Below are 14,793 nucleotides of genomic sequence, written 5' to 3' on the forward strand. Positions count from 1 at the left end.
CCTAAACCGTGAACTTTCAACACCAATCAATATGGGAAATTTTATTAAATAAAACTTTTTGACTTTTTTGCGGATTCGTCGCTCTGGAATTGAAGTAGAGATTTAGGTACATCTGAACAAACAGAAGCCAGACAAAACCTCTACCTACCAAATGTTTAAACCTCAGAGCAATGAATCATCAGTGGAACAATGTATTTATGAAAGTCACCACCTGGCTAGTGGCTGAGATCATCCTAAATTTGATTGGTCTAGATAACCTCGCCGATTATGGTGAATTCGTCTTCGATAAAGAGGTTTTCATCTCAACATCTCACCATCAAGTCTCACGGGTTTTCCCCCCTCGCCACTCCGAAGGCTTGTTTTAACAGTTTCCCCTCAACCGTCAACCGTCAACAAATTCTAACCTTATAGCACTACCCATTAAAGTTAGGACATTGATACAAGCTGAAACGCTAATGCACGTAAACTTTTGCCTCTTGCCTCTTGCCTCTTGCCCTTGCGCGTAGCGCTATATTACTGAAGACTGATAGCCAAGCAACCCTACGGCAACCCCTCAGGCTAAAAGACTTCAGCCTTTAATCAATATTTAATCAATATGGAGCTAAGCGGATTCGAACCGCTGACCCCCTCAATGCCATTGAGGTGCTCTACCAACTGAGCTATAACCCCGTAATTCTGTAGTCCATTATCTAGTCTACCTTGATAGCTCAGCTAAGTCAAGTGTTTTGAGAATGAAATTATCTCGATCAGTAGAATACGCTGGGAGACTGAGCCATTTGGGTAATATACCCCATGCAGCTGTTCATCAGAAAATAAACCACTAACATAGCTGCTGCTGACATAGCTACTAAGGTACCAGCCAGCATCAGAGAGAACTCTTGGGTATCAAAGGCTTCCTGCATCAGGTGCAGTGACCAAGCCACCAAGGCCACATCAAATATTAGAATTATCACCAGCATTTTTTACAAAAATTAATATTGGATCCATATTTAGTTTAGCAGCTATAAAAATCGCTGCAAACCATTAAACTACTTAATACTACACAACAAAACTTAAATCTTTCGGAAAAATAATCCATTAGTCTACTATGGCAATCGCACCGGAATTTGGTGCTGGTTCAAATAAGTTTTAATTTGAGATACACTCAGTTGCCCGTAATGCAACAGGGAAGCTAGCAACGCTGCTTCGGCTTTGCCCTCAGTCAGAGCCTGATAAATATGATCGCAGTTGCCAGCACCACCCGAGGCAATCACTGGAATTTCGACCTGTTCAGCCATAGTGCGAGTTAGCTCTAAGTCATACCCAGCCTGGGTTCCATCCGCATCCATACTAGTAACCAGAAGTTCCCCAGCTCCCCGTTGTGCTACCTCTTTTGCCCATGCGATCGCATCAATACCAGTGTTCTCACGTCCTCCTCGCACGTAAACATTCCAACCGGGGTTATCGGGATCTTCCCGACGACGAGCATCAATAGCAACTACAATGCACTGATTACCAAAGCGGTCGCTCGCTTGATTAATAAAGTCGGGATTGCGTACAGCAGCCGAATTTATACTAACTTTATCGGCTCCTGCTCTTAATAATAATTTAATATTTTCCAAAGACTGGATGCCACCCCCCACGGTCAAGGGAATAAACACTTGTTCGGCTGTACGGTAGACTACATCAATAATAATGTCTCGGTCTTCATGGGTAGCAGTTATATCCAAAAACACCAGCTCATCTGCACCAGCATCATTGTAAACTTGTGCTAATTCCACTGGATCACCAGCGTCCTTAAGATTAACAAAGTTGACCCCTTTAACAACTCGCCCAGCTTTTACATCCAGACACGGTAAGATTCTCTTAGCCAGCATAAGTAAACTAAGTATGAAGTATGAAGGATAAAGTATGACCCATGGCCATAACGTCTTTTAGACAACAGTACCAAAACCCAGATAGAGAACCCAAATCCAATAAGAAACGAAAGGGTCGGGGTAATCCTCGTCAGAGGCAAAGCGATGGGGAGCTACTACTAGCAACGGCGACCGCTGAGGAAGTTGGTCATCAAGAAGAGAGTATTAGACCACAGCGCTTAGCCGACTACATCGGACAAAAAGAACTCAAAGGAGTTTTGGAAATTGGCATTCAAGCTGCCAAAGCCAGAAATGAGGCCATGGATCACCTGCTGTTGTACGGACCACCAGGATTAGGGAAAACAACCATGTCCCTAATTTTGGCAACTGAGATGGAGGTGAATTGTAAAATTACTGCTGCACCTGCCTTAGAGCGTCCACGAGATATTGTGGGGCTTCTGGTTAATCTCAAACCTGGGGATATTTTATTTATAGACGAAATCCATCGTTTATCGCGCATGACTGAGGAATTGCTATATCCAGCCATGGAAGACTATCGATTGGATATCACTATTGGTAAGGGTCAGAGTGCCAAAACCCGCAGTATTCCTCTGCCACAGTTTACCTTAGTGGGGGCAACCACACGAGTAGGTTCTTTAACCTCACCCCTACGCGATCGCTTTGGTATGATCCAACGCTTACACTTCTATGAGATCGATGAATTGAGTTTAATTGTAACGAGGACAGCTCAATTGCTCAAGGCCATAGTAACGGAAGATGGCGCTGAAGAAATTGCCCGTCGCTCTCGTGGCACACCTAGAATTGCTAACCGACTCCTGAGACGAGTGCGAGACTATGCTCAAGTCAAAGGCATTGAGCAAATTAACCAGGATGTAGCAGCTCAAGCCATGGAAATCTTTAATGTAGACCCGATGGGGTTAGATTGGACAGACCGACTGGTGCTAAAGGTAATGATTGAACAGTTCAATGGCGGACCAGTTGGTTTAGAAGCAGTGGCAGCCTCTACTGGAGAAGATGCTCAAACCATTGAAGAGGTTTATGAACCCTATTTGTTACAAATTGGTTTCCTGCACCGCACGCCTCGGGGTCGCGTCGCCACCTCAGCGGCTCGGAAACATTTGGGCTATGAGTAGTTGTTAGTAGTTAGTAATTAGTAGTTAATAGTCAGTAGCAAGGAATATCAAGATTGCGGTCTCACTTGAAATAATATATGAAACGCTTGATTCGAATTTTACTGATTTTACTGCTTGTCGTTGTATCGGCTGCTACGATAATCACACCCCCAGCAATGGCGCAAACCCAATTCCCAGAATTGACTAAGGCTCAGATCAAACAAATTAACCAATTAAGGAAAAAGGCATTTGCTGCTACGAATCAGGGGAAATTCCCAACTGCTGAAAATTACTGGACTCAGCTAATTGAGCTGTTGCCAGATAATCCCGTAGGTTGGAGTAATCGGGGTAACCTTAGAGTCAGCCAGAATAAATTAGAGGATGCGATCGCAGACTTTACTCATGCCATTGAGTTAGCACCAGAAGCCACTGACCCTTATCTAAATCGCGGTGCTGCCTATGAAGGACAAGGGCGATGGCAAGATGCCATTGCTGACTATGAGCGATTGCTAAAACTTGATCCCAATGATGCCATGGCTTACAACAACTTGGGGAATGCTAAGGCAGGACTAGGCCAATGGACAGAAGCGATCGCAAATTACCAAAAATCCATCGAGTTAGCGCCCAAGTTTGCCTTTGCCTATGCTAACTATGCTCTCGCCCTCTATCAAATTGGTGAAACCAAACAAGCCATGGGCATCATGCGCAATACTATACGAAAATACCCCCAATTTGCCGATCTTCGAGCTGCTTTAACAGCTGTGTTGTGGGCTGACGGAAAACGGGGGGAAGCTGAGAGTAATTGGGTGGCAGCCGTTGGTCTCGATAAGCGATACCAGGAGTTGGACTGGGTAGAGCATGTCCGCCGTTGGCCACCAATGATGGTTGAGGCGTTAGCAAATTTCTTCAACCTTAAGTGAAATTAACCTGATCAACCTTAGATTTTGTGACATACTCCCACACTGACTCGTTGAGTTTAGTGTGGGCTTCTTGCCAACTCCACCTATCGGTATCGGCTTTCGCCGACGCTGCGCGAACGGATACTCGGCAAGCTTTATTAACGACACGGTCAGAAGTTACCGCAAGAAGAGTGGAGCCTTTATGGTTAGCAGGCTATGCATAACAGGGTTAAAACTTTATGATTAAGGCTCCACTCTTCTAAGGTTTCCTCTCCGGGATGCCCCTCCGCGCCTGAACAATACAATAAGTTCTATTTTTAATTAGTAGGTGGCGGTTAGCTCTTAATTTATTTTCCCTACTACATCTAGTATAGACTATCTTCAATTTTAATTGTTTCGTTATTCCATGCATATGTTGTGGAAAATTCATCCCACACTCATGCTGCGCATGTTCGTTGTGGGGCTTCTTTTGCTAGAAGCTAAAGAGTCATGACTTCAGGACTTACGCAATAATTTTAGGTCTTAAGCATAAGTGTAGGGTGCGTTAATAACGCACCCTACACTCATAACACTTGACTAAACTATTGCTGTTCAAGCACGGTTACGAAGCAGCAGTTGTTTGAGGTTCCGACCCCGTGGCTCCCGGACAAATGCCAAAGGTAAAAGGGTAGCCAATCGCACCACTGCTGATAGGGCAAATAATGTTGGCAAACCACCGAAGTGAGGCAACTCCGCTAAAAAGCCACCAAACATACTACCTATAGCACCCCCTAATCCTGCTGATGATGCAGCTGCTGCAAAATACGTGGAGGGTTTGTGGGCTGGTGATATCTCGATTTGGATGTTATTGGCACACAGGTCAATGGCTGCCGCAGCTGAACCTGTTCCTAAGAATAAAAGGGGTAGCCAAACCCAAAGAGCGAGAGTTGTTGGGGTGCTGATCCCAAGCCAAAGTAAGGGCATCACGGATAGGAGAATCCCAACCATCACTAGTACTGGACGATTTCCGATCAGGTCAGACAACTTACCCCAGTAGATCAGCGTCAATAAACTTGCGCCAGCCGTCAGACTGGTATAGAGAGTTACCCAATTGCTCCCCCCTTAAAAAAGGGGGACTTTGAGTATTGCTCCCCCCTTAAAAAAGGGGGACTTTGAGTATTGCTCCCCCCTTAAAAAAGGGGGACTTTGAGTATTGCTCCCCCCTTAAAAAAGGGGGACTTTGAGTATTGCTCCCCCCTTAAAAAAGGGGGGCTGGGGGGGATCATAATCTTGCAGAAAACTTTGAAAACACGCCCTAGCCCATAAGCTGATCGCTTACGACAAAACTTACAGATCAAACCTATTAAATACTTTCTAGTCAACCACTAGTTTTCAAAACGGGCATCACAAACGTTACTGGTAGTGGTTGGCTACTAACTAATTTTGGAAATGCTACATCAGACATCATCTGTACCTCGCAGATAGATTTAACAACAACTGACACCATTGGCGGGCATTCTGACTTAGAGGTCACAGACCTCATCACAGCTGCGGGACAGCGCCGGACTTGCACCGGACTTTCCCCGTTACCTCTGGTGAGTGTTCTTCACCAGAACCGATGGAACTTCAGGTACTTTAGCACAATTTGACCTAAATTATTCGTTAAATATTAATTAAGATCTTAATTACGATTAATTAAGTTTAATTAAGTAGTTGCACACAATTAACGTTTATTGATTGCGTCTAGGGGGAGACTGATCCTGTGATTTTGGGTTATCCCTTTTCTCAACATTAGGCAACTGGCCTATTGCCGGGAGAGGGGTAGCATGGTCATCGGGAACGATTTTTGAACCAAATCTTTTAGCGTAAACTTGGGTAAATTCAGCTCCCAAAAAGATAATTTGACAGGAATAGTATACCCAAGCCAATAAAACTACCAGTGAGCCAGCAGCACCGTAACTTGAGGAAAAACTGCTTCTGCCGAGATACCATGACAATAGCCATTTACCCAAGTTAAACAGTAAGGTAGTGATAATTGCTCCCACCCAGACATCCTTCCAGGCAATTTTCACATCTGGCAAGTACTTGTAAACCAGAGCAAACATCAGGCTAAGGATACCAAAGGACACCAGCAAGTCCAGAATTGTCCAGACAAAGTCAAGTTGGTAGAGCCAGAGTAAACCCAGTTCCTTGAGAAATTCGCTCTCATAAGACCTCAAAGCTGATAAGACAGTACTGAGCACAGCAGACAATAGCAGAAAAAGTCCTACACCCAGCACGGTCAGAAACGAAAGAATCCGTTTTTTCAAAATCCCCCATATGCCCCGTCCGGGTTTGAGCTTCACATCCCAAATCGTATTCAAGGCATCTTGGAGTTCGCCAAATACCCCAGATGCACCGAACAACAGCACCACAATACTAATCAAGGAAGCCAACCCCCCACTAGCATCAGGCCGATTGGCATTAGTAATCGCTGTCTGAATAAACTGTGCCCCCTGTTCGCCAACCAATCCTTGGATTTGCCCTACAATCTCGCCTTTAGCCGCCTCTTCCCCAAAAATAGACCCCACAATTGCGATCGCAATTATTAACACTGGCGCTAGGGAAAAAATCATGTAATAGGATAATGCTGCTGCTAGTCGAGATGCGTTATCCTCCTTCCATTCTTTAAATGTTTCCTTAAGCAGTCCTAAAATAGCCTTGGGATTCATCACCATCACTCCTGGACGCGGGTTAATCGGCATCCTTCCAGTTGGAAATGCCGGACAATGCCTGAGAATATTCTAAATTGACAATTGATCGTAGTTAAGCATGATAGCTGACACGTAGTGGGGTAAGGTAATTGGATAAAAACCAATAAAATCTTAAGTTACCCATGATTGGAAATCAATTTGTAAGCAACTTCGTCTCTTCCTTATCCAAACGTGGGAAACTACCAATTAGCTTTGTAATTCATTTGGAAGATGGGTCACTCACCACTATTGGAGAAGAGAAACCGATCTTGGATATATACATCAAAAATCCAGCTGGTCGAAAAGCTTTCATGTCTTTAGACCAATTACTGATAGTGGAAGCTTACATCAAGGGTGATATTGATTTCGAAGGGGACTTAATCAAGGCCATGTCGTTCCAGGAGCTGTTATCCGATCAGCATATTTTGCTAAAGATAGGTCGGCGACTCAAGCCCATCTTACTTGGGCGGGAAAAATGCAATCCAGATTGGATCTCAAAGCATTATGACTCCCATAATATCCAATTGTTCGCTATGGATACCGATTACAATACTTATACTCCTGGGATATATGATAAAGATGAGGATAGCCTAGAGGTTGGAGCTGAACGCAAGTTAGACTTTGCCTTTCAATCTCTTAATCTCAAACCGAATGATTCGGTACTGGATATTGGCTCTGGCTGGGGCGGTTTCCTGCGTTTTGCCGCACGCAGAAATATCCCTGTGACTGGAATTACCTTATCCAAGCACCAAAAACAGTATGTAGAAGATTTAATTGAAAAAAACAACTTTGATGCACAGGTCAAGTATCAAGACTTTTTCTCTTTCCAACCCAGCCATAAATATGATGGTATAGTCATGATGGGGGTAATCGAAGATTTGTCAGATTATCCTCGAGTAATGGGGCGTCTCTTGAACTACCTTAAACCTGGCGGACGAGTATATCTCGACTTTGCCTCACACAAAGAGTCATTTGGCACGCACAGTTTTATTACCAAGTATATCTGGCCGGGAACCTTTCGGATGGTGTATATGCCGGAATTTATCGATGCTGTTAAAGAATCACCATTTGAGATCCAAGCCATCTATAACGACCGTCGCAACTATTATCTTTGGGCTAAGGGGATGTATGAGCGTTGGATGGAAAAAAAAGCAGATATTATCGACAAGTCAAATGAACAAATCTGGCGCACATTCCGGATACTTTTTGCGGCAACAGCGGGTACCATGAACAAATCATCATACGATTCGACGGCCTATCGGGTGGTTTTAGAATTACCCGAGGATCACAAGTCTTTACAATAACTGTGGTCAGACCTAGATTCCTAGCTTAATTTTGAATTGATGGGTCAGCATTCAGCCGTCAGCTAATGGGCTAAGGGCATATGCTTACAACAGGCAGGTAACCATTTGAATAATGCTGAGTTACGTCTGCATGATAGCTGACCACTGACTGCTGACTGCTTGACCCCTGATAGCTGTTGGCGTAGCCTGCGCCTAGCGCATATGCTTACGAAAAGGCTTTTTTACCTGAGGATGACGAGAGGATCTAGTAGACTTTGTTTGAGATATGTTAGTCTTGTTCAGAGCAGAGTTTAGATCTAGGTTGCGAAACGGTGATTGGCACTGATAAATTGATAATAATTTATTTGTTAAAAATTCTGTTATTCTGCCAACCGATAATCTATAATCTGAGATGGCGTCCAACTTTGTAAAGAGAGAAAGCTAGCGTGCTGTCTATTAACTTTAATCCTATTAATTGTTTAGGGGTGCTTGTTGTTGCTCATCTATGCAACGTATTTGTATTGTGGTTTATTCACTTTTTTTTCCATCAAAAATTTTTAGGCATCCCTTTCTATAAAATTCATCTCAATTCTCATCATCGGATAGAATATATGTCTAGTTCCAAATCAGATTACTATTGGGCGGTTAGTGAACATATTATAGCGGCCTTTTGTTACCTAAGCTTCTTGGTCGGATATCATCTACTATTCAGTAGTTGGATAGCATGGACTTTTTGTATTGATGCCCTAGTTGACATAGCCATCATATATTATATTCATAATCAGTATGGAAATAAAGATTCTTGGTTAAATCGATATGCTTGGTTTAAGAAAGATAGACTACTACATAAAATTCATCATAGTTATTACAATGATAAATTCATGCACAGCAAGAATTATGCTTTCGTTGGGCTAATTTCAGGTCATCTTATGGATCGGTTATTTGGAACTTATCAACCCATAAAGAACTTCAAAAAAATAGTCTAAAATGAATCCAATAAGGATTAGTGGCTCATGAACAGGATGTAAAATAACCATGCTCAATTTATTTAATTTCTTTGAAAGCCTATTTCCGGCCATAAAGAAAATAATCTGGAAAGCTATATATAATTTCTTGGCTTGGCGATTCCCCACTAGTGAATGGTTCTTTATGAACTATGGCTATGATAATCCTAAAGACGAGCTGAAGCTTTTACCAGAAGATGAAAAAAACCGTTACTTTATTCATCTTTATGCCCACACATTAGGTTCGGTAGAACTTACCGGTAGGGATATCCTAGAAATTGGATCTGGCAGAGGAGGAGGTAGCGAGTGGATCGCACGCACTCAGAATGTCAGCTCAATGACTGGTCTTGATTTATCCGATAGTGCAGTCAATCTCTGTAACAAAAATCATAAAGTTCCCAATTTAGCCTTTAAACAGGGAGATGCTGAACAATTGCCTTTCCCCGACAAATCCTTTGATATCGTATTAAATGTTGAGTCTTGCCATCACTATCCTAACCTTTCGACATTTCTACAGGAAGTTAAAAGGGTGCTCAGACCTGGTGGGTATCTCTGTTTAGCAGACTATCGAGAGCAAGCGGAGCTTGACGAATTCAAGCAACAGCTTTCAGAGTGTGATTTAGAGTTAATACGTTCGACTAATATTACAGGTAACGTCGTCAATGCTCTTAATTTAACTGACCACCTGAAGCTTAGTATTATGCAACGCTATGTGCCTTGGTTTCTACTTGATATGGTAAAAACCTTTGCGAGTGTAAAAGGCACAGAATTATACAACCGATTCGTTGATGGACGAGTAGTATATATCAGTGCAATGTTGCAAAAAAATGCAGCTACTTAGCTTTAGCTCAAGTAAGCTATCAGCTATAGGAAAGGGAGTAGGGAGTAGGAAACAAAAATTATCACAATTCCTATACGGATCCCTAGATAGCGCGGATAGTGTTTTGAAAAAGTCGCCCTGAATAATTTCCGATCGGGCTAGATCAACCATAGGGAGTCGTTAAAGACTACTATTAGACTACTATGATTTTATTCAGGGAAGTTTGACTATAGTTGCTCTATGCCCGCACTGACCACAAAACCTGCCAACCCTAGCTTTCCCCTCACCGCCGTGGTGGGTCAAGAAGCCATTAAACTCGCCCTCCTCCTCGCTGCTATTGACCCTGGATTAGGAGGGGTTGCGATCGCAGGACGCCGTGGCACAGCTAAATCAGTGATGGCACGGGCAATACACACCCTGCTCCCCCCAATTGAAGTGGTTAAGGGTTCCTTGAGTAACTGTACTCCAGAGGAAGCGTTACAGGAACAGTTACAGGAACAGTTACAGGTTGACCAGTTGAAGGTTGACGGCTCTCCAGATACCGAAATCATTCCAGCTCCCTTCATCCAAATTCCTCTAGGAGTTACCGAAGACCGGCTCCTGGGTTCAGTGGATGTGGAACAATCTGTCAAACAAGGGGAACCGGTCTTTCAACCGGGATTACTTGCCCAAGCTCATCGGGGTGTGTTGTATGTGGATGACATTAACCTCCTTGATGACCAAATTGCTAACCAGCTACTGAGTGTTTTAACGGAAGGGCGGAACCTAATTGAGCGAGAGGGGATTAGTTTCCAACATCCCTGCAAACCAATTTTAATTGCCACCTACAATCCCGACGAGGGACCATTGCGGGAACATTTATTGGACAGAATTGCCATAACCCTCTCTGCTGACGGTGTGTTGGCATTAGAGCAACGGGTGGAGGCAGTAGAACAAGCGATCGCATACGCTAACTCTCCCCAGCAGTTTCTGGAGGAATACCAGGAGGATCTCGATACCCTCAAGACAGATATTATTCTAGCGCGAGAGTGGCTCAAGGATGTTGAGATTACCCATGACCAAATTACCTATCTCGTCAATGAAGCTATCCGAGGTGGTGTCCAAGGTCATCGGGCAGAACTGTTTGCCGTTCGAGTGGCAAAAGCTGCAGCAGCCTTAGATGGTCGTCAGACAGTTAATTCCGAGGATTTGCGTCGGGCGGTGGAATTGGTAATTGTCCCCCGTGCGACTATGGTAGAAACACCACCAGAAGAAGCACCACCACCTCCTCCTCCCCCACCCCCACAAGATCAATCTCAAGAAGAGCAAGACCAAGAGGAAGACAAGGAGGACGACAATGACTCAGAGGAGCAAGAACAGGAAGCTCCGAATATCCCGGAAGAGTTTCTGTTTGACCCAGAAGGGGTGATCCTTGACCCTAGTGTGCTCTACTTTGCTCAGATGGCACAACGGCAAGGTAAGTCCGGAAACCGTAGCATTATCTTTTCAGAAGACCGGGGTCGGTATGTGAAACCGATACTACCGAAAGGGAAAGTAAGGCGGATTGCTGTAGATGCCACCCTCAGAGCTGCTGCACCCTATCAAAAAGCTCGTAGGCAACGTCATCCTAACCGTCGGGTGATTATCGAACAAGGGGATTTACGATCCAAGCGGTTAGCCCGAAGAGCTGGCTCCTTGGTCGTTTTTGTAGTAGATGCGTCAGGGTCTATGGCTCTAAACCGGATGCAATCTGCTAAAGGAGCAGTAATGCAGCTTCTGACGGAAGCTTATGAAAACCGTGACCAAGTCTCCCTGATTCCCTTCCGGGGAGAACAAGCCGATGTGCTGTTACCCCCTACCCGTTCCATTGCTTTAGCAAAGCGGCGTTTGGAGCGATTACCTTGTGGTGGCGGTTCCCCTTTAGCTCATGGATTAACTCAGGCGGTGCATGTGGGCATGAATGCTCAATTGTCTGGGGATATTGGTCAAGTGGTAATTGTGGCAATTACTGATGGTCGGGGCAATATTCCCTTAGCTCGTTCCTTGGGAGAAACTCTACCAGAAGGCGAAAAGCCAGATATTAAAGGGGAATTGTTGGAAATTGCTGCTCGGATTCGAGCTAATGGGGTTCAATTATTAGTAATTGATACCGAGAGTAAGTTTGTTTCTACTGGTTTTGCCAAGGAATTGGCCAAACAAGCAGGTGGTAAGTATTATCATTTACCGAAAGCTACTGATAAAGCGATCGCAGCTATGACTAAGAATGCGATCGCAGATATCACATCTAGGTAAATAGCAAAGGGAAAAGGGAATAGGGAGTGCTCACGGCTGAACGCGCACGCGTGGCCAAACGCGCCCCGCGTGGCCTTTTGGCCAAGGCCAACGGCTGATAGCTGACGGCTTACCTGGGATATTCCTTTGGCGAAAGGGTGTCTAGTTATTGACACTCCCCGGCCTGTTCGCGTAGCCTCTGGCACTGCCAGTAAGGCGCGGGGATTCCTAGATCAACGAGCCGCCTTAAACCACTATGTCCTAATCTTTGACGCCGCCAAAAAAAATAGGCAATATCTAAACCAAAAACCCGTCAAGACCAAGAATCTAGTTCAGTTCATAGTAGACCCAGAGGGCGATTCTTCTTAGGCGTTTGACTACTTGGAGCGGAAGTGCATGTGCATAGTCCGTTTCTCTTCCATTTCGCCTGGTTCCGGTGTGCCCCACCGTACCGTTTTATCTTAAAGCGTGTTTTTCTGGGTTCACACACCAATTTCTGGTTGATGATTGGGTTTTTAAAGAGGATTTTCCCTGCCCTCTGGGCATTACTGTTTTAAGGTCAAGCAGTGGCGGGCTTCTGACCCGGTTGCGCCTCGGTTTTTCAACCTGTACCCTATACTTTTAGTATAGTCTAGCGCTATAAAATGGTCAACCTCTCATCACAAGTTTTTTTTCTAGGCTAAAAGCGCGCTAGTCACTTTCATCTGGGCTCTAAAGAGGCGGAGTTTTCAGTGTTAAGATTCCTAATAAACTTGATAAAATTTGCCCAAAAGATGACCAATTCTTGAATCAAGAACCATGAAACGCCGAAAATTTTTTAGTAACGCTGCGATTGGTGCAGCCAGTACAGCTGCCTTAGCAGCCTGTAATCAAGCTAGTACAGGACCAGTTGCTCAATCCGGCAGTCAGCCTATGGTTCGATGGAAAATGGTGACCAGCTGGCCAAAATCCCTGGATACTATCTACGGAGGAGCTGATACTGTCTGTAAGCGGGTCAGTGCCATGACCAATGGGCGTTTCCAGATTACACCTTTTGCTGCTGGTGAAATTGTACCAGGATTAGAGGTTCTCGATGCCGTCCAACAGGGAACCGTTGAGTGTGGTCATACCGCTAGTTACTACTACGTTGGCAAAAATCCTGCCCTAGCATTCGGCACTAGTGTACCCTTTGGTCTAACCGCTCCACAACAAAATGCCTGGTTGTACCACGGTGGTGGCTTGGAATTGCTCCAGGAACTCTATGCTGACTTTGGCGTGATTAATTTTCCAGCGGGTAACACCAGTGCTCAGATGGGAGGTTGGTTCAAGAAACAAATTAATTCTGTAGCTGACCTGAAGGGATTAAAAATGCGTATCCCTGGATTGGGAGGTAAAGTGATGGAGCGCTTGGGGGTGAATGTCCAAGTATTACCTGGGGGTGAAATTTTCCTTGCCCTAGACCGGGGAGCTATTGATGCTGCTGAATGGGTTGGTCCCTATGATGATGAGAAGCTGGGCTTGTACAAAGCAGCTAAGTTCTATTATTATCCAGGTTGGTGGGAACCCGGACCAACCCTAGAGGTACAGGTTAATAAAAAAGCTTGGGATAAGTTGCCCAAGGACTATCAGGAAATCTTTAAAGATGCCGCCAGGTACGCCAATATCAACATGGGGGCTAAGTATGATGCTTTGAATGGAGTGGCATTGGAACGCTTGATTAAAGCGGGTACTAAGCTGACTCCTTACTCTCAAGACATTTTGCAGGCGGCTGAGAAAGCATCATTCGATTTATTTGAGGAAGATGCTAGCAAAGATCCCAAGTTTAAGAAAGTTTATGAACAGTGGAAAGGGTTTCGCAACCAAGTTTACAAGTGGAATGGCACAAATGAATTGAGTTTTGCTAATTTTGCTTTTTCTAGGAGCTAGAGTGCTATCGCCATCTTAAATTATCTTTTAACTGCTAATTTTGCCTTTGATTGGGAACCAGCCAGTTAACCTAAACAATGTCGATTAGGGAATTTTTACCAAATTTTATCTATGAGGGGTGACACCCCTCGCTACGTTTGTTATATTGAGATCAGTAGATAGATGCACCCTGATGACCTAGAGAGTCTTGAAGACGGCTCTCTTATTTTTTTGGGAAAAATTCAAACCTGAACATACCTAGGGTCAGCTGGTTAGTATTTTTCTCTATGAGGGGTGACACCCATCGCTAAATTTGTTATATTGAGATCAGTAGATAGATGCACCCTGATGACCTAGAGAGTCTTGAAGACGGCTCTCTTATTTTTTTGGGAAAAATTCAAACCTGAACATACCTAGGGTCAGCTCCATGGTTATTTTTACCATGAGGGGTGACACCCCTCAATAAATCTGTTATATTGAGATCAGTAGATAGATGCACCCTGATGACCTAGAGAGTCTTGAAGACGGCTCTCTTATTTTTTTTTGGAAAAGCGATTGGTGCTTTCCCACCAAATAAAAAAGCGCTCCCTTTTTGGAGAGCGCTGTTAGGGGGTACCTTTGTACTCCCCTAGGGGTGATGAGATTAAACTCTTATTAGCCGTTGATAACTGGAGCAGTCAAAGCTACAGGAGTAGCTTCAGCCGCAGCTAGGTCTAGAGGGAAGTTGTGAGCGTTACGCTCGTGCATTACTTCGAAACCTAGGTTGGCACGGTTGAGTACGTCAGCCCAGGTGTTGATCACGTGACCTTGTGAGTCGATGATGCTCTGGTTGAAGTTGAAACCGTTGAGGTTAAATGCCATGGTGCTGATGCCCAGTGCAGTAAACCAGATGCCGATTACAGGCCATGCACCTAAGAAGAAGTGCAAGGAACGGCTGTTGTTGAAGGAAGCGTATTGGAAGATTAAACGACCGA

The 14,793-nt window shown here is 44.4% G+C and carries 11 protein-coding genes, 1 tRNA gene, 1 pseudogene and 1 riboswitch; of the genes and pseudogenes, 7 read left to right on the forward strand and 6 right to left on the reverse strand.

What is annotated here, in order from left to right:
• Positions 1–197: 197 nt before the first annotated feature.
• Positions 198–365 (forward strand): hypothetical protein, encoded by a 168-nt coding sequence (locus F6J99_RS07890; RefSeq protein WP_293112457.1) that lies wholly within the window; start codon positions 198–200, stop codon positions 363–365.
• A gap of 231 nt (positions 366–596) precedes the next feature.
• Here F6J99_RS07890 and F6J99_RS07895 read toward each other — a convergent pair.
• From F6J99_RS07895 to hisF, 3 genes are all read right to left on the reverse strand, one after another.
• Positions 597–669: transfer RNA gene (locus tag F6J99_RS07895), tRNA-Ala, on the reverse strand.
• A gap of 77 nt (positions 670–746) precedes the next feature.
• Positions 747–959 carry a hypothetical protein gene (locus F6J99_RS07900; protein WP_008183028.1) on the reverse strand — a complete coding sequence of 71 codons (213 nt, stop codon included), beginning with the start codon at positions 957–959 and terminating at the stop codon, positions 747–749.
• Positions 960–1,085: 126 nt separating this feature from the next.
• Entirely contained in the window at positions 1,086–1,856 is a 771-nt protein-coding gene (gene hisF / locus F6J99_RS07905) for an imidazole glycerol phosphate synthase subunit HisF (protein ID WP_293112458.1), read from the reverse strand.
• A 41-nt stretch (positions 1,857–1,897) separates the two neighbouring features.
• Here hisF and ruvB point away from each other — a divergent pair, with 41 nt between their 5' ends.
• Positions 1,898–2,989 (forward strand): Holliday junction branch migration DNA helicase RuvB, encoded by a 1,092-nt coding sequence (gene ruvB, locus F6J99_RS07910; RefSeq protein WP_293112459.1) that lies wholly within the window; start codon positions 1,898–1,900, stop codon positions 2,987–2,989.
• 77 nt (positions 2,990–3,066) lie between these two features.
• The gene (locus F6J99_RS07915; protein ID WP_293112460.1) at positions 3,067–3,888 is read left to right on the forward strand and encodes a tetratricopeptide repeat protein; all 822 of its coding nucleotides are present in this window, start codon (positions 3,067–3,069) and stop codon (positions 3,886–3,888) included.
• 570 nt (positions 3,889–4,458) lie between these two features.
• Here the strand turns inward: F6J99_RS07915 and F6J99_RS07920 are convergent.
• A complete protein-coding gene (locus F6J99_RS07920; RefSeq protein WP_293112465.1) occupies positions 4,459–4,935 on the reverse strand; it encodes an MFS transporter in 477 nt (158 codons plus the stop codon).
• Between the two features lie 401 nt (positions 4,936–5,336).
• Positions 5,337–5,481, reverse strand: a riboswitch (cobalamin riboswitch).
• 95 nt (positions 5,482–5,576) lie between these two features.
• Positions 5,577–6,590 (reverse strand): YihY/virulence factor BrkB family protein, encoded by a 1,014-nt coding sequence (locus F6J99_RS07925; RefSeq protein WP_293112461.1) that lies wholly within the window; start codon positions 6,588–6,590, stop codon positions 5,577–5,579.
• A 131-nt stretch (positions 6,591–6,721) separates the two neighbouring features.
• Here F6J99_RS07925 and F6J99_RS07930 point away from each other — a divergent pair, with 131 nt between their 5' ends.
• The 4 genes from F6J99_RS07930 (at position 6,722) to F6J99_RS07945 (ending at position 13,840) form a co-directional block, all read left to right on the forward strand.
• Positions 6,722–7,882, forward strand: coding sequence for a class I SAM-dependent methyltransferase (locus F6J99_RS07930; protein WP_293112462.1), 1,161 nt, complete (start codon positions 6,722–6,724; stop codon positions 7,880–7,882).
• 1,014 nt (positions 7,883–8,896) lie between these two features.
• Positions 8,897–9,706, forward strand: a complete 810-nt coding sequence (locus tag F6J99_RS07935) for a class I SAM-dependent methyltransferase (protein WP_070394569.1) — start codon at positions 8,897–8,899, stop codon at positions 9,704–9,706.
• 219 nt (positions 9,707–9,925) lie between these two features.
• Positions 9,926–11,956 (forward strand): magnesium chelatase ATPase subunit D, encoded by a 2,031-nt coding sequence (bchD, locus tag F6J99_RS07940; RefSeq protein ID WP_293112463.1) that lies wholly within the window; start codon positions 9,926–9,928, stop codon positions 11,954–11,956.
• A gap of 777 nt (positions 11,957–12,733) precedes the next feature.
• A complete protein-coding gene (locus tag F6J99_RS07945) occupies positions 12,734–13,840 on the forward strand; it encodes a TRAP transporter substrate-binding protein (protein WP_293112464.1) in 1,107 nt (368 codons plus the stop codon).
• Between the two features lie 633 nt (positions 13,841–14,473).
• Here the strand turns inward: F6J99_RS07945 and F6J99_RS07950 are convergent.
• A pseudogene (locus F6J99_RS07950) lies at positions 14,474–14,793 on the reverse strand (photosystem II q(b) protein); the annotation flags it as partial.

This window comes from Moorena sp. SIO4G3 (assembly GCF_010692305.1).
GTDB classification, from domain to species: Bacteria; Cyanobacteriota; Cyanobacteriia; order Cyanobacteriales; family Coleofasciculaceae; genus Moorena; species Moorena producens_A.

What these genes read in the sequence shown, in the direction of transcription:
- F6J99_RS07890 (WP_293112457.1), top strand. Translation starts at nt 198, where the DNA reads ATGAAAGTCACCACCTGGCTAGTGGCTGAGATCATCCTAAATTTGATT.
- F6J99_RS07900 (WP_008183028.1), bottom strand. Translation starts at nt 959, where the DNA reads ATGCTGGTGATAATTCTAATATTTGATGTGGCCTTGGTGGCTTGGTCA.
- hisF (WP_293112458.1), bottom strand. Translation starts at nt 1,856, where the DNA reads ATGCTGGCTAAGAGAATCTTACCGTGTCTGGATGTAAAAGCTGGGCGA.
- ruvB (WP_293112459.1), top strand. Translation starts at nt 1,898, where the DNA reads ATGGCCATAACGTCTTTTAGACAACAGTACCAAAACCCAGATAGAGAA.
- F6J99_RS07915 (WP_293112460.1), top strand. Translation starts at nt 3,067, where the DNA reads ATGAAACGCTTGATTCGAATTTTACTGATTTTACTGCTTGTCGTTGTA.
- F6J99_RS07925 (WP_293112461.1), bottom strand. Translation starts at nt 6,590, where the DNA reads ATGCCGATTAACCCGCGTCCAGGAGTGATGGTGATGAATCCCAAGGCT.
- F6J99_RS07930 (WP_293112462.1), top strand. Translation starts at nt 6,722, where the DNA reads ATGATTGGAAATCAATTTGTAAGCAACTTCGTCTCTTCCTTATCCAAA.
- F6J99_RS07935 (WP_070394569.1), top strand. Translation starts at nt 8,897, where the DNA reads ATGCTCAATTTATTTAATTTCTTTGAAAGCCTATTTCCGGCCATAAAG.
- bchD (WP_293112463.1), top strand. Translation starts at nt 9,926, where the DNA reads ATGCCCGCACTGACCACAAAACCTGCCAACCCTAGCTTTCCCCTCACC.
- F6J99_RS07945 (WP_293112464.1), top strand. Translation starts at nt 12,734, where the DNA reads ATGAAACGCCGAAAATTTTTTAGTAACGCTGCGATTGGTGCAGCCAGT.